This window comes from Nakamurella sp. UYEF19, from assembly GCF_040546275.1.
Classification (GTDB): Bacteria; Actinomycetota; Actinomycetes; order Mycobacteriales; family Nakamurellaceae; genus Nakamurella.
In genome coordinates this window covers 225,974-243,831 of the sequence record NZ_JBEPNO010000005.1, presented here as the reverse complement: position 1 = coordinate 243,831, position 17,858 = coordinate 225,974, and the positions used below count along the sequence as shown (strand labels likewise).

Here is a 17,858-nt window from a genome sequence, read left to right as displayed (position 1 = left end):
GGCGAGACTATGCCCCCGCGCGCCTGCGCCTGATGAGGTCCCGTGTCGCCCGCTGCTCGGCATCGGCCACGGAGCCCGAGGTCTGGGGCCGACGGCGAGTCTCGTCGCGGATCTCGCCGATCAGTTCCTCGATGACATCCTCCAAGGTCACCAGCCCCAACCGGGCCTGCGCGGGCGGCTCGGCCTGCGCGCTGACCAGGGCCGTCAGCTGCCCGGCGGCGTCCGGTTCGGTGGCGGTGACCACAGCCGGGAGTTCCGGCGCGGCGACCTGCGCCAGATGCGCGCCGCGGCGACGCATCCGATCCAGCGCCAGCCGCAGTTCCGACCCGGCGACGACCACCGGCAGCGGACGGATCTTCGCCGCCGGGATGGGCTCGTCACGCCGTTCGGTCGGGATGTCGATGACGTCGCGGATGTGCAGGTACCCGACGTAGCGCCCGTCCGGATCACGGACCGGGAAACGGGAGAAACCCGTTCTGGCGCAGGCCTGCTCGACCTCCGCCGCGGTGACGCCGGAGTGCAGCGAGACGACGTCGGCGTCGGGCAGCAGCACCCGGTCGACGGTGGCCGTGTCGAACTCGAGGGCCGAGGTGATCAGGTCGTGTTCCTGGCGGTCGAGCAGCCCCTCGGAGCGGGATTCACCGACCAGGCCGGCCACCTCGTCGCGGGTGAAGGCCGAGACCACCTCGTCCTTCGGCTCGCGGCCGGTCAGCCGCACCACGGCGTTCGCCATGTGGTTCAAACCACGGACGATCGGTCCGAGGAAGAGCGCGATGGCGCGCAGCGGCGGCGCCAGCAGGATCGCGGTGTTCTCCGGGCCGGCGAGCGCGACGTTCTTCGGCACCATCTCACCCAGGGCCACGTGCGCCGAGACGACCAGCAGCAGCGCCACCACCAGCGCGACCGGGTGCAGCGCTCCGTCCGGGACACCGAGCGAGTGGAAGACGGGCTCGAGGAGACTGGCCACCGCCGGCTCGCCGAGAGCACCGAGAAGCACGCCGCACACGGTGATCCCGAGCTGCGCGCAGGCCATCATGACGGAGACGTTCTCCATTGCCCTGAGCGTGGTCCTGGCCCGGGCGCTGGTCACGGCCCGCGGCTCGATGACGGTCCGCCGCGCCGAGATCAGCGCGAACTCGGCGGCCACGAAGAAGGCGCTCAGCCCGAGCAGCACCACCACCAGGCCCACCAGCGCCCAACTCGAACTCATCTGACCTCGCCGTTGTCGTCGAGCTGACCGACGGCGGACAGCACCACGGACTCGATCCGGCGTCTGGCCCGCGCGGCGACGGTCAGCCGGACGGTCACCACCCGCGGCAGGTCGTCGAGCGGGTTCAGCGGGATGGCGAGGTCGTCGGCGGAGCCGTCGACCCGGGCGGCCAGCACGCCGAGCGAGACCCCGGCCAGCATGGTGGCCGGCACCTCGACCGTGTCGGCGCTCTCCGGCATCCGTCCCAGCCGGGCGATGACCAGACCCGCGACGGTTTCGTAGGCGCCGGAGTCCGGCAGCGTGATGCCGGTGATCTCGGCGATCTGATCGGGTCGCAGATCACCTGGCAGCAGCCAGGTCTCGTCGTACTGGCGGGCGGCACGCGGATCGTGGGCGTCGTGCTCGTCGGTGATCTCGCCGACCAGCTCCTCGACCACGTCCTCGAGGGTCAGGATGCCGGCCGTTCCGCCGTACTCGTCGGCCACCACGGCCATCTGCAGACCCTGCTCACGCAGTAGGTCGAGGAGATCGTCCAGCGGGATGGTGGCCGGGACGACGGGGACCTCGGACATCAACTGCTCGACCCGGACACCACCCCGTTCGTCGGGCGGGACGGCAACGGCGCGCTTGAGGTGCACCAGCCCGACCACGTCGTCGGAGTCGGCTCCGGACACCGGGAACCGCGAGTGGCCGGTCGCGGCGGCCGCCACCAGCACGGCGTCCGCGGGGTCGGTGGCCTTGACGAAACGGACGCGGGTGCGCGGGGTGAGCACGTCGGCCGCGGTCTTGCCGGAGAACGAGATCGACCGGGAGAGCAGACCGGCCGTCGGTGCCGCGAGCGTGCCCTGGGCGGCGGACCGGCGCACCAGGGACTGCAGTTCCTGCGGGGAGCGAGCCGAGCGCAGCTCTTCCTGCGGCTCGATGGAGAAGATCCGCAGCACGCCGTTGGCGATCCCGTTGAGCACGAAGATCAGTGGGCGGAAGAGCCAGGTCGAGAACCGCAGCGGCCTCACCACCGCCTTGGCGGTCGCGAGGGGCTCGGAGATGGCGATGTTCTTGGGAACGAGCTCACCGAACACCATCGACAGCACGGTGGCCACGATCAGCGCTAGCACGACCCCGATGGACGACGCAGTTTCTGCGGACAACCCGATGGCGCGCAACGGGTCTGCGATCAGGGCGGCCAGCGAGGGTTCCATCACGAAACCCAGCGCGAGCGTGGTGACGGTGATGCCCACCTGCGCGCCGGAGAGCTGGGTGGACAGCGACCTCAGGCCGACCAGCAACGACTTGGCCCCGTCGTCGCCGGCCGCCGCCTGCTGCGCGACGGTGGCCCGGTCGACGGTGACGAGACTGAATTCGGCGGCGACGAAGATGGCGGTGCCCACGATCAGCAGCAGGCCGACCACCAACAGGATGATCTGGGTGATCACGGAGCAGGCCTGTGCAGGCGGAGGTCAGGAGGGCGCAGGGCCGGGTGTCTGTCCATGATGTGTGAGCCAAGGATAGCGGGCCCGCCCGGTCTTCCGGCCGGCCGCACGGGATGGGCCGCGGATGTGTTTCAGCCGACGCCGAAACAGGTGAGCGGGACGGGTTCGCTCCCACCCGCAGCGACGGCGGCGGCAAGGGCGACAGCCGGTCGGTCGCCGGCCAGCAGTCGCCGGTGGTACTGCACCATCGACAGTGCGGCCACGTCGTCGGCGATGCGGCTGACCCCGGCCACGACGGTGGAGACCCCGCTGCGCAGGAGCGCGGCGGCCAGACCCAGCGGTTCACCACCCGGCCGGTCGTCGTCGCTGCGCCCGACGTCACAGCTCGACAGCACGACGTGATCGGGCAGCGACGGATTGGGGGCGATGTCGTAGCCGTACAACGGTCCGTCGGCCAACTGCACCCAGGAGAACAGCGGCGACTCGACTTCGTGGTGTCCGTGGGCCGCGATGTGCAGCAGTCCGCCGTCGGGGATCCCCTTCAGCACCGCCGTGCCGGTGGCTGCCGTGCCGACCAGCGTCGTCGCCTCCGGGTAGAGAGCGGCGACCTGCTCGGCCTCCGCGGCGCCGAACGGCAGATCCGGGCCGGCCACCGCCAGTACCCGTCTGCGTCGCCGGTGTGCTTCCGGGTCGGTATCGGTGCGCTCCCGTCCGGACAGGGCGGCGGTCACCGAAGCCGTCACCGACACCGGTCGACCACGGAGTTGCGGAAGCAACCCCCAGGGCACCGTGGTCAGCACACCAAGCCCCGCCACGAGCACCGTGCCGTCACCGATCAGCGGGAGGATCGGCTCCAGCAGGTAGGCCCCGACTCGCTCCAACCCGCCGATCAGCGATCGGTGGGCCACGACCCGGACCAGCTCTGGGATCCGTTGAGCCGCAAGCAGATCCAGATCAGCCGAGACTCGCCGAATCCGGCCCTGCAGTTCCTCGAACGACCCCAGTCGATGAAACCGGGCCCGGCTCGCCGTCACGACCAGGGCATGAAGCGCGCCGTCGCCTCGGATGTAGGCGACCACCCCGGGACTGTCGGGATCGTCGGCCAGCCGGCGCTGCACCGCGGCCAGGGTCAACGGTTGCCGGACGGCACCACTACCGGATGCCGACCAGGCCATCGCCTGCACCTGACGACGCATCTGACGGACCCGCACCTCAAGGGAAGGGTCTCGATGCCCGGCCAGCACGGCCTGCCGGGCCTGCTCGTACCCGGCCCGGAACTCGCCGAGTTCTCTGGCGAACTCCGGGTCGGCCGGCGGCCGCACGGCCGGCAGCCTGGTGCTGACGCCGCGGGCGCGCTCCAGCCATTGGAAGATCGCCGCCGGCGAACCGGTCTCCACGGCCGTGCGAAGACCGAGGCGGGCCAGTTCCATGCCGTGCACAGCGCCCGCGGTCTGCAGATCCTGCGAACCGAATCGGGCCTGGAAGTGGGACAGCACATCGAGGCCGCGCCGGATGTGGGCGAGGCCGGCGCTGCGGTGACCGACGGCGAGCTCCAGCCGGCCGTCCACCAGGTGACCCTGCAGCCGGGTGACGAGCCTGACCCCGCCGGAGCGAAGTCCGGCAGTCTTGGCGGCCTCCGCCGCGGCGGGGATGTCGCCGGAGTCCAACAGCGCCTCGGCCTGGAGCAGCATGGCGGTCCTTGCCTCCTCGACCAGCCCGAGAGCGACCAGCTCGTCGGCCAGGGCGCCGGCCTCGCCGGCGTCGCGGCGGGCCCGATTTCGCTGGACTCCGGTAATCCCCGCACCGCGGGTGGCGATTCCGCCGGTGTCCGGTTCCGCGGCACCGGTGGGCGGATCGAGTCGGTGGTCCTGCCGACGCTGGGCCCGGACGGCCTGCAGTCGAAGCGTTCTCGCGGCCAACGCGGCCGGGTGGTTGCCTCGGCGGCGGGCCGTCTGCTCGGCCCGGCGCGCCGCATGCAGGGCCGCGACCGGATTGCCGGCGAGCAGGTCCAGCTCTGCCCGCACCGAGTAGGCATCCACGAGATCGGCGGTGGCGCGGTTGATCCGGAAGAACTCCAGCGCCTGGTCGATGTGCTCGCCGGCTGCCTCGACCAGCCCGGCGGAGGCCAGCACCCTGGCCCGGTCCAGCGGTGAGACCCCGTCCTGCGCCGCCCGGGGCCACGCCGCGGCGGCGGTCTCCATCGCGGCCAGGGCGGCCGGCAGATCGCCGGCCAGATAGCGGACGAACCCCAGGTTGTGCTGTGCCATGAAGGTGATGTCGCCGCGATGGAGCTCCCGCGCGATCGCTCCGGCGGCCAGCGTGTCGGCGGCCGCCGGATCCAGACGGCCCGCCACGATGTGCAGCAGACCCCGGTTGATCAGCGCACCGGCCAGGTCCTCCAGACCTTCGGGTGTGTGCGAGGCGCGCAGCTGCGCGACGGCGGCGTCCAGATCCTCCAGCGCGGCGTCGGGCCGACCGGTCCTGACGAGGATCAGGCCGCGGGCCACCCGAACCGCCGGCAGGACCTCCTCGCAGGTGGCAGCCTCGTCCAGCAGGTCGCGTGCTCTGGCCGTGTTGCCCAGCTCGGAGCTGTTGTACGCGTAGGCGACCAGGATCCGGGCCCGCAGCACGGGATCAGGGGCTGGCTGCTCGTCGAGCCGCTGAAGTGCCCGTTGCGCCAACCGGAGACCCGTCGACCATTTGCCGTCATCGCTGGCCGAGCGCGCCATGGTCCACAGGTCCGTCGCCGACAGATCACCACGGCCGGGTGAGGTGTGCCGACGATGCGGATTCACCCATCAAGTCTCACAGCCCGCGCAAGCCCCCGTTCGCAGCAGGGCTCGCGGCTGCCCAATCAGCAAACGGGTAGCTCAGGAGCCTGCGCCGAAGCAGGTCAGCGGGGCCGGTGCTCCCTCGGCGCGCGAGATGGCGTCGGCCAGCGCGACCGCCGGTCCATCCCCGGCCAGCAGTCGCTCGTGATAGACGACCATCGTCGATGCCGCGACCTGGTCGGAGATCCGGCTGACCCCGGCGACCACCGTGGACACACCACTGCGCAGCAGCGCGGCGGCCAGACCGAGCGGCTCACCGCCGGGCCGGTCGTCGCTGCGTCCGACGTCGCAGCTGGAGAGCACCACGTGGTCGGGCAGCGTCGGGTTCGGTGCGATGTCGTACCCGTACAGCGGTCCGTCCATCAGCTGGACGGACGAGAAGAGCGGGCTGTCCGTCTCGTGGTGCCCGTGCGCCGCGATGTGCAGCAGACCCCCTTGCGGGAGCTGACCGAGCAATGCCTCGCCGGTGGCCTCCGCACCGACCAGCAGACCGGCTCCCGGGTGCATCGACGCGATGGTGGTCGCCTCGTCGGCGCCACCGGGCACGTCGGGGCCGGCCACCGCGAGCACCCCGCGGAGGTACGCCCGACTGGGGCGCCCACCGGCCGACATCGCCACCGTCACCGAGGAACTCACCGACACCGGACGCCCGACGAACTGCGGGAGCAGGCCCCAGGGCAGGGTCGCCAACGGCCCGACGGCGGCAACGATCACCGGCCCGCCGGTCAGCAGCGGCAGGATCGGCTCGAGGAGGTGATGACCCAGGTGCGCGAGGTCGGCGGCCAGCGACTGCTGCGCCACCGCCATCATCGGGGTCGGGATCCGGGGCGCGGCGAGCAGATCCAGATCGGCCGAGGTGCGCCGGATCCGGGCGTGCAGGCTGGGCCAGTCGATCAGCGGGCGGTGGACCGCCCGACGCGCGGTGATGACCAGGACGTGGGTCTCCCGGTCACCGTGCAGCAGCGCGACGACGGTGGGATCCGACGGGTCGACTGCCAGCAACCGTTGCACCGCAGCCAATGTCAGCGGGCGCTGCACCGTGCCCGATCCGCTGACCGTCCACGACCTCGAGCGCACGTGATTGCGCAGGTCCGCGACCCGACGCTCCAGCACCGCGTCCCGATGCCCGGCCACGGCGGCGGCGCGGGCGTCGATGGTGGCCAGCCGCAACTCCCCGAGGGTGTCGGCGAGCTCGGCGTCGGCCGGCGGGTGGACCGCGGGCAGACGGGTGGTAACTGCGCGGGAACGCTCCAGCCACTGCAGGATCAACGCCGCCGAACCGCTGTCGACCGCCGTCCGCAGTCCGAGCCGGGCGAGGGCGGCCCCGTGGATCGACGCCCCGGACTGCATGTCCTGGGAGCCGAACCTGGCCTGGAAGTCGGCGAGTTCGTCCAGCCCCCTGCGGATGTGGGCGAAACCCCGGACGTGGTCCTGCTGACGCAGGTCCAGCCTGGCCGACACCAGCCGTGCGTGCAGGCGCACCCCCATCGGGACGTCACGCCCCAACTTGCCGGCGTGCTGGGCCTGGGTCCTGGCTCCGTCGACGTCGTCCGTCTCCAGCAGTGCCTCGGCGGCCAGCAGGTGAGCGGTGACCGCGTCGGTGGACAGGTCGGCGGCCACCAGACCGTGCGCCAGTTCCGCAGCCCGGCGGGCGTCCCGCTCTGCCGGTGCGGGCCGGTGCGACCGGCCCCCCGATCGACGCCCGGCTTCGGCCTTGAGCTCCACCAATTCGGCCAACATCGCTGCATTATCGTTGCCGCGCTTGATATTCAGTGTCTTGGCACGACGGGCCCTGGTGAGCGCCGAGCGCCAGTCACCTCGGAGCAGGTCGGTCTCGGCTGCGACCGCAAGAGCGTCGGGCAGCTCACTCAACGCCTTGTTCCGGTCGAAGTCCTCGACTGCGAGCCGGCTGAACTCCGAGGCCTCACGGATCAGCCCAGCCACCAGCAGAACCCTGGCGCGGTCGAGTGCGGGCATCCCTACCGGTGGGTCGTCGACCGATCGTTGCGCCAACTCCATCGATTCCAGTGCTCCGGGCAGATCACCCGACAGGAACTGGAGGTAGCCGAGGTTGTGGGCGGCCATGAAGGCGCCCCAATTGTCGCCGGCCGTGGTCGCTGCATCGAGAGCGCCCTGCGTGTCGGACCTGGCCGGCGACAGCCGGCCACCGCCCATGTGCAGCCAGCCCCGGTTCAGCAGGGCCGCCGACAGCACTCTCGGGTCGGTGTCGGCTGCCCCGATGACGTGGTCGAATGCCCGCAGCGCAGCTGCGTCGTCGCCGCTGCGCATCAGACTCATCGCGCGCGCTCCCCAGATTGCCGCCTGCATGCTCGCATCGTGCTGCTCGGCCAGTTCCAGCACGGCCAACGCCGTCTTGACGTCGCCCAGCGCCGAGTGCTGGTAGGCCTGGGTGATGAGCACCAGGCAGGACAGCTCCGATACGTCCGACGAGCCGATTCCCAGCGCGGAGATCGACTTCAGCGCCCGCTCGCAGTACCGGAGGGCAGACAACGGATGGCCGGCATCGCCCGCCGCTCTGGCCTTCTCGAGCAGGGAGACGGCCGGTCGCAGGATGTCGACGTGACCGGTTCCGTTGCCGGTAGATTCCTGGACGCCGTCCCTGCTCACCGACCCAGTTTCACAGGTGCAGCGCGGGCGTCACCACCGGGATCCGGATGGTCGGGTCGGAATCGTCCGTCGGGTGCAGCACCAACTGCACGGATCCGGAAGGCACCGATTCGAAGACGAACCGGCCGGTCTCGTCGCACTCGGCCGTCATGGTCGCTCCGTCGGTCCGCAGTTCCGCGTGGAGTCGACCGCCGGGGGCCGCCCAGCCGTCGAGCCGGAGGCCGTTGTCGGGTTGGGCCTGCACCGAGATCATCACGGTCAGGTTCTCGCTCGAGAAGGTCACCCGCTTGGCGTGTTCGACCGACCTGGTGCCGGAAGCCCCGGCCAGGCTGAGTTCCGAGTCCACCAGCCGGGCCACCTCGGCATCGAGGTCACCGATCTGCAGCCCGAACAGCACCACCTCCGGCAACATCACGGGCATGGGGTCGAGTTGGTCGTAGACGTCCACCAGGTCTCCTAGGATATCCAGATCCCTTTGATCCAGCGGCTTTCGGTGATCCTGATCGTTCATGACCACTCCTCCCCCTGCAGTCGTGTGCGGAGCTTGTCCAGACAACGGCCCCTGGTGGGGCCGATGGATCCAACGGGCATACCCATGTCCTTCGCGATCGCCGCGTAGTCCGGGCGAGGCGCGAAGGCGATCACGGCCAGGAGGCGGCGACACCGCTCCGGTAACGACGAGACATGCGCCCAGAGCCGACGCTGCTCGTCGGTCAGGACGGCGGTCGCTTCTGCGGAGTCGGCGCTGGGCAGGTCCTCGTCGGTAGGCTCGTTCCCGGAACGCTGCGCCACCAGGGCACGGTCGCGCCAGGCCTGCCGACGCAGCGTGACCGTCAGCCACCGCACCACGGCCAGCGGGTCGGTGATGGAGTCGCCGCGACGGACGAGAGCGAGGAACGTCTGCTGCACGCTGTCCTCCGCTTCCGCCGTCGAGAGACCGCACTGTCGCGCGGTGTGCCAGAGCAGCGGACTGACCAGGCGCACCAACCGATCGATGCCTCCGGGTACCCCCAGCCGGTAGTCCTGAAACGCCAGGGCCGCCTGGGTGACGAGGTCGCCGAGGTCGCGTGGGGCTCCACCGGGCCGGCGCTGAGCCGGCAACGGCGACGGTGTGTCGACCCCCGGTGCGGCGCCATCGCCCGGTTCGTGTTCGGATGCTGTCACCGGCACTCTCGTCTCCGTCGTCATGGCGAATCCGTCTTCCACCGGCCCATGGCCCGTGATGGCGCCAGTGCCCGGCGCATACCCGGGTCGTCGGGACAGCCGGCCTCGACCAGCTTGGCCAGATACTTCCCGGCCAGCACCGGGGCCGCGAAACTGGTCCCGCTCCAGGTCGCGAAACCACCGCGGAACTGGTCCGGATCGATGGTTCCGCGGCGCTGACCGTTCGGCCCGCGCAGCGAGGTGTCCGCTGACCAGGCACCCGAAGCGAGAACCGGCGCTGTGCTGACCACGTTGGCTCCGGCGGCTTCCCCATTGACCCAGGGGCCGTCGTTGGAGAACAGCGCGACCGACGAGTCCGGGTTGAGCGCGGCCACAGCCACCAGCGGCAGACAACCGGGATCGGTGAACCCGCCGTGGTCGGCGAACGCCGCCGGGTAGGAACGCCGGTCGGTGCAGTCGTTGCCGGCCGCGGCGAAGGTCATTACCCCGCGCTGGCCCAGGTCGAGCAGCAGCACCTCGAGACCGGCGGTGTAGTGCACGTCCTCGGCCGTCTCCACGTAGTAGCCGAGCGAGAGAACCAGCACATCCACCGATCCCGGCTCCTGCGAGAGGTGGACCCCGAGTGCGGTCACCGCGGTAGTCAGCTCGTCCTCGGCCACCACACCGTCGCCGCCCATCACCCGGAGCGCGGTGATGTCGGCGTCGGGGCAACTCTGGCGGAGCAGACCGGTGATGAAGGTGCCGTGCCCGGCGTGCGAGGCGAGCATCCCGGTGAGCGCGTCCGGAATCGCTCCTGCGGCTTCGGGGTCGGTCGCGGCCACCGCCGGGGCATCGACGTCGAGCCCGACATCGTCCCCGTTGCTGAGCAGCAGGCGACGTTGGACGGGTTGGGCCACGAACCACGGGTGCGCCCCGACCCCGGTGTCCATCACGACGACGTGCGGCGAACACTTGCCGTGTCGTCGCGGGGGGGCGAGGACCACGCTCACCGGACCGTGACCGCCTGATCCGCCCTGGAGGTACTGGTCGACGCCCGCCGACGTGCCCCTCGTGAACGGGTTTCCGCCGATCACGCTGGTCCCCCGCGTGAACGGGTTGCCACCGATGACGCTGGTCCCGCGTGTGAACGGGTTGCCCGAGATGCTCGCGGCCGCGAACATCAGGTGATCGAGTCCGACTGACCGGTCCAGCTCGGCGTCGGCGAGGTTCCTGACCGCCTGCAGGAGCGGCCAGACGTCCACCGCCGGGGCGGGTCCGGCCAGCGACGAGCGGAAGCGGACGGGCACCACGAGTGGCACTCCGGCCTGCTCGGCCAGCCCGAGCAGGCGGGCCAACTTGTTGTGGGCCAATACATCCCGGCCTAACCGACGTTCGTCACCCCTGGATTCGCGACCGCCTGCGTCGTCGGTGCCTGCTGCGCTGTCTGCGTTGTCCGTGTTGTCAATGTCGATCTCGGTGAAGGCATCTGGTTCGACGGCCGTGAGGTCAAACCTCGCCGCCAGCTCTGTGACGACGGCGTTCAGGCGTTCCACGTCGGCGCGGCTCGCACCGGTGACCAGCAGGGTGTCGCCGCGGTAGACCGTGGTGGTGGGAGCGGGACCGCCCGGCTGACGGACCGCCGTGGCCGGATCGAGCACCCTGGCGTCGTACCGGTCGAAGGGGTCGGCTGACGCCGGGGCCCCTGACGGAACGGCGGGGTCGGTCACTGGGGCCTCCGTTGTGCTTCGGATGTCGTGATGGTCGGATCAGGTGTTCGGACCGCGATGAACCGCAGGACTGCGACGAACCAGAAACTGTGCCGGGCAGGATCGTCCCAGCTCCTGGCACTCAGGAGGCCGCGGCGCCCGTCCTGATACATCTACTGTTGGCCAGAAGTTACCGCACTGCGTGATCGACCCGGCTGCGGCCGACCGGCACCAGAGCGCGGCGCTCCTCGATGGCCGGGAAACCGGCCTCGGCCAGGCGCCGCAGATACTCACCGGCCAGCACCGGAGCGGCGAAGGACGTCCCGCTCCAGGAGGCGAATCCCGATTCGAAGCCGTCCGGATCGATGCCGCCCCGGACACGGCCGAGTGGGCCGGCCGTGCGCGTCCCGGCCCGCTCCGACCCATCGGTGCCGATCGGTGCCGCGGACACCATGTTCACCCCCGGCGCCTCCGCGATCACCCAGGGACCGTCATTGGAGAACTGCGCGATGGTGCCATCCGGATTGAGGGCCGCCACCGATACCAACGGCATCACGTCCGGGGCGGCGAACGCCGGATCGACGGCGAAGGCGGCCGGATAGGACGGGCGGGTCGAGGCGTCGTTACCCGCTGCGCAGAACACCGCGACGCCGAGCCGGCCGAGTTCCAGCAGGATCTGCCGCAGACCGGTGTTGTAGACCAGGTCCGCGTCGGTCTCGGTGTAGTAACCAAGGGACAGCACGAGGGCATCGGCCCATCCGGGCTGCTCGACCTGCCGCCGGGCGATCGTTCGCAGCGCGTCGGTCAGCGTGGATTCGGCCACGATGCCGTCGGCGCCCATGACGGCCAGCGCCACGATGTCGGCCTCCGGGCAAGCCTGCCGTAGCAGCCCGGCGATGAAGGTCCCGTGCCCGGAGTGGCTTGCGAGGGTTCCGAGCAGGGTGTTCGCGACCGCCCCGCTGCCGTCGGCGTCGATGCCCCTGATCGATTGCGGGTCGATCTCCGGCCCGACGGTGCTGCCGTCGCCCAGGGTGATGGTGGTCTGCACCGGACGCTCCCTGAACCACGGGTGGTCGCCGATCCCGGTGTCCAGGACCACCACCCGCGGCCGACGCCCGGCCGGGCCGGGGACCGGAGCCGGGATCACGAAGTTGACGGGACCTCGTCCGGCGTAACCGGAATCGCCGTAGTGGTCGAGTCCGGGCCTCCCGTGGCCGATCGCAAACGGGTTGCCGCCCAACTGTTCCGCCGTCGTCATCAAGTGATCGAGGGCGACGCCCGCCGCGACCTGCGGGTCGGGATGGGACCGGAGCCGATCGACCACCGTCCAGGGATCGACCGGAACGATCGACGCTTCGCCCGGTACCAGGCGGGAGAACGACGACCGGTGCTCCGACGGCTGGTGCTCGGCGGTCCAGTGGTCGACGGCGAGTACCTCGTCGATCGCCGACCTCACCCGTTCCCGGGCGTCCGCATCAGCGGCGAGCACGATCAGGCCTTCGCTGCGATAGGCCGTCGACCTTCCGTAATGACGCCCGGACGTCGAGGTCCCGTGTTCGGTCGTGCTGCCCTGCCAACGTTCGAGCACTGTCGCCAGGTGCGGAAGGTGCGAACGCCGGGGTGTCGTCACGAACATCTTCGAAGGAGGGACTGCCGGGGGCAGTGATACCGCGACCGGCGACCGGCGTAGATACCACTGCGGCGATCAGTACCCCGGCTCGGGCTGTTCACCCTCGGCTGCACCAGATTTCGCTGCTTCCCCGGCGGCCGGCTGCGGCTCGACGGTCTCGGCCCCAGCCGTCCCTGCCCCAGCCGTCCCTGCCCCAGTCGTCCCGGATTCAGCAGTCCCGGCCGCGGCAGTCTCGGCCCCAGCCGTCCCTGATTCAGCAGTCCCGGATTCTGTCGTCCCGGATTGAGCCATCTCGGATTCGTCAGCCGCAGCGCCCGCCGGGACCAGCAACTCGTCCAGTACCTCGCGTTCCAGCCGACGGAACGTGCGGTCCGGCACCGTACGTTCCAGCACCGCGACCTCGAGCTGGGTCGAATCGAGCGTGCGCGGGGCGCCCTCGCCGCCGGCTCCGAGCGAACCGACGGCGGCAGCCAGCGCTGCGGCGAGATCCCACCCGACGGCGAACTGCGTCTCCATCGCTGCGGCCACCGGCTCGGTGGCGCCGCCCATCACGATGTAGCGGGTCTCCTCCATGATCGAGCCGTCGTAGGAGATCCGGTACAGCTGGTCGCGCTGACCCGGTGCGCCCAGCCTGGTCTCGCCGGGGGCTGGCACCGGTTCGCCAACGGACCTGGCGACCTCGGCCACGCACAACTCGACCTCGTAGGGCTTCTGCTGCTCGGAGAAGATCGACCCGAGGGTCTGCGCGTAGGCGTTGGCCAGCCAACGGGCGGTGACGTCGCGGCGGTCGTATGAGTAGCCGCGGACGTCGGCCAACCGGATGCCCGCCGTCCGGAGGTTCTCGAACTCGTTGTAGCGGCCGACGGCGGCCAACCCGATCCGGTCGTAGATCTCGCTGACCTTGTGCAACGTCGGCGAGTGGTTCTCCGCGACGAACAGCACCCCGCCCGAATACGTCGTCACGACCACGCTCCGACCACGTCCGATGCCCTTGCGGGCGAACTCGGAGCGGTCCCGCATGAACTGTTCGGGCGAGGCGTAGACGGGCATTGTCACGGTGCGGGTTGCTCCTGGGATCGGTGGCTGCTGGTTCCGGTTGGTCCGGTGGTCCGGGGACGCGCGGGTCAGCCTCCGGGGTTCACCATCCGGCCGGCGACGACCTCTTCGACGACGGGGCCGACTTCTGTGTCGGCGAGCCGACGGGAGCCGGTCGCGGTGACGGTGACCACGACGGGATAGATCCTGCGGGTGAGATCGGGGCCGCCGGTGGCGCTGTCGTCATCGGCGGCGTCGTACAACGCCTCGACGGCGGCGCGCACCGCGCCTGGCAGTGACGAGCCACGGTCGAACCGCTTCTTCAACGCCGACCGAGCGAACATCGAACCGGACCCCACGGCGAAGTAGTCGTGTTCCTCGTACCGGCCGCCGGTGATGTCGTAGGAGAAGATCCGGCCGGCCTCGGCGGCGGGGAGGCGGTCGATGTCGAACCCGGCGAACAGCGGAATCACGGCCAGGCCCTGCATGGCGGCACCGAGGTTGCCCCTGATCATCGACGACAGGCGGTTGGCCTTGCCGTCCAACGACAGCCGGACACCCTCGATCTTCTCGTAGTGCTCGAGTTCGAGCTTGAAGAGCCGCACCATCTCGATGGCAAGCCCGGCGGTGCCGGCGATGCCGATCGCGGAGTGGGAGTCGGCGACGAACACCTTCTCGATGTCGCGCTGCGCGATCAGGTTTCCCATGGTGGCCCGCCGATCACCCGCCAGGATCACGCCGTCAGCGCAGGTCGGAGCAACGATGGTGGTGCCGTGGGGGATCTGCTCGGCCACCGGGTGCTGACGGTTTCCCGGCAGCAGGTGCGGTTCGGCCCTGGCGAGGAACTCTGTGAACGACCCCGGCCCGGGCGTCAGGTACGCCGCCGGCACCGCGGTGATCGGCCAATTCGACGACGAATCGGACGTTCTCACTGCCCGCCCTTCTGCACGTACGAACGGACGAAGTCCTCCGCGTTGGACTCGAGCACGCCGTCGATCTCGTCGAGGATGTCGTCGGTCTCGGCGGCCAGCTTCTCCCGACGTTCCTGGCCGGCCGAATCCGCCGCGGCCTCACCGTCGTCGCCGTCGCCGCCGCCCTGCCGGGTGGTCTGCTCCTGTGCCATCTCGATCTCCCATCGCTGCGCCGCTCGCCGACATCTGTTGCAGGTTCCCGGTGTCCCGGAGGTTCTACCCTCCTGGTTCCCGCGTGACGCTGTGTCCGACTTTACCCAGCCACCCCGACAACGGAGGGCGACCCGGCGGATACGACCCGATCACCCCGCGTCAGGCGCGTTTCGTCAGGGCGTCCACCAGCTCGCCCGCGTCGGCGGCGGCGTCGAGCAGCGCCCCCACGTGGGCCTTGGTCCCGCGCAGTGGATCCATGGTCGGGATGCGGACGAGCGACTCCCGCCCGACGTCGAAGATCACCGAGTCCCACGAAGCCGCGGCCAGCCGGTCCGGGTACTGGGCGACGCACCGTCCGCGGAAGTAGGCCCTGGTGTCCTCCGGCGGTTCGGTCATCGCGCGCAGGATGGCGTCGTCGGTGACGAGCCGCTTGATGGCGCCTCGGGATGCGAGCCGGTTGTACAGCCCGCGATCCATCCGGACATCGGCGTACTGGAGGTCGACCAGCGCCAGCCGGGGGGCGCCCCAGGCCAGCCCGTCCCGGCTCCGGAATCCCTCCAGCAGCCGCAGTTTCGCCGGCCAGTCCAGGGTGTCGGCGAGCCGCATCGGGTCGTCCTCGAGTTTGTCGAGCACGTCACCCCACGTGGCCAGCACGTCGGCCGTCTCGGCGTCGACGTCGTCGCCATAGGTCTCCAGGACGAAGGCCCGGGCCGCGTCCAGGTAGGCGCGTTGGACGTCGACACCGGTGAAGGAACGACCGTCGGCCAGCTTGACCGTGGTCTTCAGCGTCGGGTCGTGGGAGATCTGGTGCACCGCGGAGACCGAGTGCTCGAGCTCCAGGGGCATCGGCCAGCCGGCCTCGATCATCGACAGGACCAGGGCCGTGGTACCGAGCTTGAGGTAGATCGCCGTCTCGGCGAGGTTGGCGTCACCGATGATCACGTGCAGCCGCCGGTACCGGTCGGCGTCGGCATGCGGTTCGTCCCTGGTGTTGATCAGGCCGCGCTTGAGCGTCGTCTCCAGACCGACCTCGACCTCGATGTAGTCGCTGCGCTGGGCCAGCTGGAACCCGGGGGTGGCGCCGGCAGGCCCGATCCCCACCCGACCCGCGCCCGCGAAGACCTGCCGGGACGCGAAGAACGGCAGCAACCCGGCGATGATCGAGGGGAACGGCGTGTCCCGTCGGCAGAGATAGTTCTCGTGGGTGCCATAGGAGGCGCCCTTGCCGTCGGTGTTGTTCTTGTACAGCTGCACCGGCTTCGCGCCCGGGACCGAGGCGGCCAGCATGGCCGCCGCCTCCATCACCCGCTCCCCTGCCTTGTCGAACAGCACCCCGTCGAGCGGATTGGTGACCTCGGGCCCGGAGAACTCCGGGTGGGCGTGGTCGACGTACAGGCGTGCGCCGTCGGACAGGATCACGTTCGCCGCGCCGATGTCGTCGATGTCGGGGTCTGAACCGCCGAAGAGAGCCGACAGGTCGTACCCGCGGGCATCGCGCAACGGCGACTCGACCTCGTAGTCCCAGCGTGGGCGCCGGGCCCGCGGGGCTGCCACCGAGGCGGCGTAGGCCAGCACGATCTGGGTGGAGGAGATCACCGGGTTGACCCCTGGCTCACCCGGGACGGAGATCCCGTACTCGACTTCGGTCCCCATGATGCGGCGCACTGTCATGGGATCGAATCTAGTGGGCGCCACCGACGGCCCGATCCCGAACCAGGTCGAGGTGGTGCCTTGACCTGTTCTGAACATTGACGGCGCAGGGTGATGGCTGTGATCACCTCACCGAGCTCTCCAGTCGAACCGAGCGCCTGGGCCGCTGCCGCCCGGTTGGTCAGGCGGACCGGTTTCGGCGCCACCGGCGCCGAGATCGACGCGGTCGCCGCCATGGGCACCGGCCGCTACCTGGCGATGATCCTGGCCGCGGACCCTCAGAAGGATTCCGGTGCCCTCCCGACGCCGCTGCCGACCTTCGCGGCGGTCGACAAGGTGGCGAAGAGTGCCGGCCTCGAGGCCAGGAAGGCCCGCAACAAGCAGCTCCGCGGGCAGGTGCAGTACCTCACCGGGTGGTGGGTCCGCCGCATGGTCGCCGTCGAGCAGCCCTTCGGCGAGAAGCTCACCTTCACCTGGCACAACCACTTCGCCACCTCGGCGACGAAGGTGCGCAACGCCCCCGCCCTGCTGGCGCAGAACCAGAAGCTCCGCACCATGGGGCGGGGCGATTTCCGCCAGCTGGCCCTGGCCATGCTCACCGACGCTGCCATGCTCGACTGGCTCGACGGACAGAAGAACACCGTCGGCGCTCCGAACGAGAACCTGTCCCGCGAATTCATGGAGCTGTTCGCACTCGGACACGGCGACGGCTACACCGAGCAGGACGTGCGGGAGGGCGCCAGGGCGCTGACCGGCTGGCGGATCAATCCGGACGGCAGCACCGCGCTCCGGCCCAAGCTGCACGACGACGGCACGAAGACCATGCTCGGCGTCGCCGGCAACCTCGACGACGTCGGTTACTGCGACGCGATCCTGGCCCGCCCCGCCTCGGCCGCCTTCCTCGCCACCCGGATGTACGGGCAGCTGGTCTCCGACCACGCCCCGACACTTGCCGTCGTCAAGGCCATGGTCGCCGGCTACGGCACAGCCCGGAGCCTCACCGGGTTGCTGTCCACCATGCTCGGGTCCGCCGACTTCACCGCGGCGGCCGGCACGAAGGTGGTCGCGCCGGTGGAATGGTTGATCGGGGCGGTTCGTGCGTTGCAGGTGCCGGTTCCCGATCAGGCGGCCGCGTCGAAGCTGCTGACCGTGTTGCGGGGTCTCGGGCAGATCCCCTTCGCCCCACCGAATGTCAGCGGCTGGCCGACCGGCGCTGCCTGGCTCTCCACCGCTGCCGCCGACCTGCGGATGACAACGGCAGCGGGGCTGGCGAAGAAGGCGAACCTGGATTCGGTCAGTTCCGCCGCGGTGGCAAACCGGTTGGAGGCCACCGCCCACCTGCTCGGGGTGCCCTCCTGGACACCGCGATCGGTGGCCGTCCTCAAGACCGCCGCCTCGAATCCGGTCCAGCTGGTGACGATCGCCCTGAACACCCCCGAATACCTGACCCACTAGTCGCAGACCCGAAATC

12 protein-coding genes and 1 pseudogene are annotated in these 17,858 nt (G+C 70.4%); 1 reads left to right on the top strand and 12 read right to left on the bottom strand.

What is annotated here, in order from left to right; translation table 11 throughout:
- Positions 1-7 precede the first annotated feature (7 nt).
- The 12 genes and pseudogenes from ABIB25_RS10750 to dop all read right to left on the bottom strand — a co-directional run bounded on the left by ABIB25_RS10750 (position 8) and on the right by dop (position 16,402).
- A complete protein-coding gene (locus tag ABIB25_RS10750) occupies positions 8-1,210 on the bottom strand; it encodes a hemolysin family protein (RefSeq protein ID WP_354528431.1) in 1,203 nt (400 codons plus the stop codon).
- A complete protein-coding gene (locus tag ABIB25_RS10745; protein WP_354528430.1) occupies positions 1,207-2,643 on the bottom strand; it encodes a hemolysin family protein in 1,437 nt (478 codons plus the stop codon). The genes ABIB25_RS10750 and ABIB25_RS10745 overlap by 4 nt, the downstream gene beginning before the upstream one ends.
- Before the next feature lie 128 nt (positions 2,644-2,771).
- Positions 2,772-5,435, bottom strand: a complete 2,664-nt coding sequence (locus ABIB25_RS10740) for a CHAT domain-containing protein (protein ID WP_354528429.1) — start codon at positions 5,433-5,435, stop codon at positions 2,772-2,774.
- Positions 5,436-5,510: 75 nt separating this feature from the next.
- Positions 5,511-8,099: a CHAT domain-containing protein gene (locus ABIB25_RS10735; protein WP_354528428.1), complete on the bottom strand. Its 2,589-nt coding sequence runs from the start codon at positions 8,097-8,099 to the stop codon at positions 5,511-5,513.
- 10 nt (positions 8,100-8,109) lie between these two features.
- Positions 8,110-8,610 (bottom strand): carboxypeptidase regulatory-like domain-containing protein, encoded by a 501-nt coding sequence (locus ABIB25_RS10730; RefSeq protein WP_354528427.1) that lies wholly within the window; start codon positions 8,608-8,610, stop codon positions 8,110-8,112.
- Positions 8,607-9,287, bottom strand: a complete 681-nt coding sequence (locus ABIB25_RS10725) for an RNA polymerase sigma factor (protein WP_354528426.1) — start codon at positions 9,285-9,287, stop codon at positions 8,607-8,609. Before ABIB25_RS10725 ends, ABIB25_RS10730 begins: the two co-directional genes overlap by 4 nt.
- On the bottom strand, positions 9,284-10,969 hold the full coding sequence (locus ABIB25_RS10720; protein WP_354528425.1) for a S8 family serine peptidase: 1,686 nt from the start codon (positions 10,967-10,969) through the stop codon (positions 9,284-9,286). Before ABIB25_RS10720 ends, ABIB25_RS10725 begins: the two co-directional genes overlap by 4 nt.
- Before the next feature lie 169 nt (positions 10,970-11,138).
- Positions 11,139-12,578 carry a S8 family peptidase gene (locus tag ABIB25_RS10715; RefSeq protein WP_354528424.1) on the bottom strand — a complete coding sequence of 480 codons (1,440 nt, stop codon included), beginning with the start codon at positions 12,576-12,578 and terminating at the stop codon, positions 11,139-11,141.
- A gap of 252 nt (positions 12,579-12,830) precedes the next feature.
- Positions 12,831-13,634: pseudogene (gene prcA, locus ABIB25_RS10710) on the bottom strand (proteasome subunit alpha); the annotation flags it as partial.
- A 68-nt stretch (positions 13,635-13,702) separates the two neighbouring features.
- Positions 13,703-14,545 (bottom strand): proteasome subunit beta, encoded by an 843-nt coding sequence (prcB, locus tag ABIB25_RS10705; RefSeq protein WP_502919783.1) that lies wholly within the window; start codon positions 14,543-14,545, stop codon positions 13,703-13,705.
- A complete protein-coding gene (locus tag ABIB25_RS10700) occupies positions 14,542-14,736 on the bottom strand; it encodes a ubiquitin-like protein Pup (protein ID WP_354528422.1) in 195 nt (64 codons plus the stop codon). The genes prcB and ABIB25_RS10700 overlap by 4 nt, the downstream gene beginning before the upstream one ends.
- A 160-nt stretch (positions 14,737-14,896) precedes the next feature.
- Positions 14,897-16,402, bottom strand: coding sequence for a depupylase/deamidase Dop (gene dop / locus ABIB25_RS10695; RefSeq protein WP_354528474.1), 1,506 nt, complete (start codon positions 16,400-16,402; stop codon positions 14,897-14,899).
- A gap of 105 nt (positions 16,403-16,507) precedes the next feature.
- On the opposite strand from dop, the gene ABIB25_RS10690 reads away from it, so the two are divergent.
- Positions 16,508-17,842 carry a DUF1800 domain-containing protein gene (locus ABIB25_RS10690; protein ID WP_354528421.1) on the top strand — a complete coding sequence of 445 codons (1,335 nt, stop codon included), beginning with the start codon at positions 16,508-16,510 and terminating at the stop codon, positions 17,840-17,842.
- Positions 17,843-17,858: the final 16 nt, after the last annotated feature.

What these genes read in the sequence shown, in the direction of transcription:
- ABIB25_RS10700 (WP_354528422.1), bottom strand. Translation starts at nt 14,736, where the DNA reads ATGGCACAGGAGCAGACCACCCGGCAGGGCGGCGGCGACGGCGACGAC.
- ABIB25_RS10725 (WP_354528426.1), bottom strand. Translation starts at nt 9,287, where the DNA reads ATGACGACGGAGACGAGAGTGCCGGTGACAGCATCCGAACACGAACCG.
- ABIB25_RS10750 (WP_354528431.1), bottom strand. Translation starts at nt 1,210, where the DNA reads ATGAGTTCGAGTTGGGCGCTGGTGGGCCTGGTGGTGGTGCTGCTCGGG.
- ABIB25_RS10730 (WP_354528427.1), bottom strand. Translation starts at nt 8,610, where the DNA reads ATGAACGATCAGGATCACCGAAAGCCGCTGGATCAAAGGGATCTGGAT.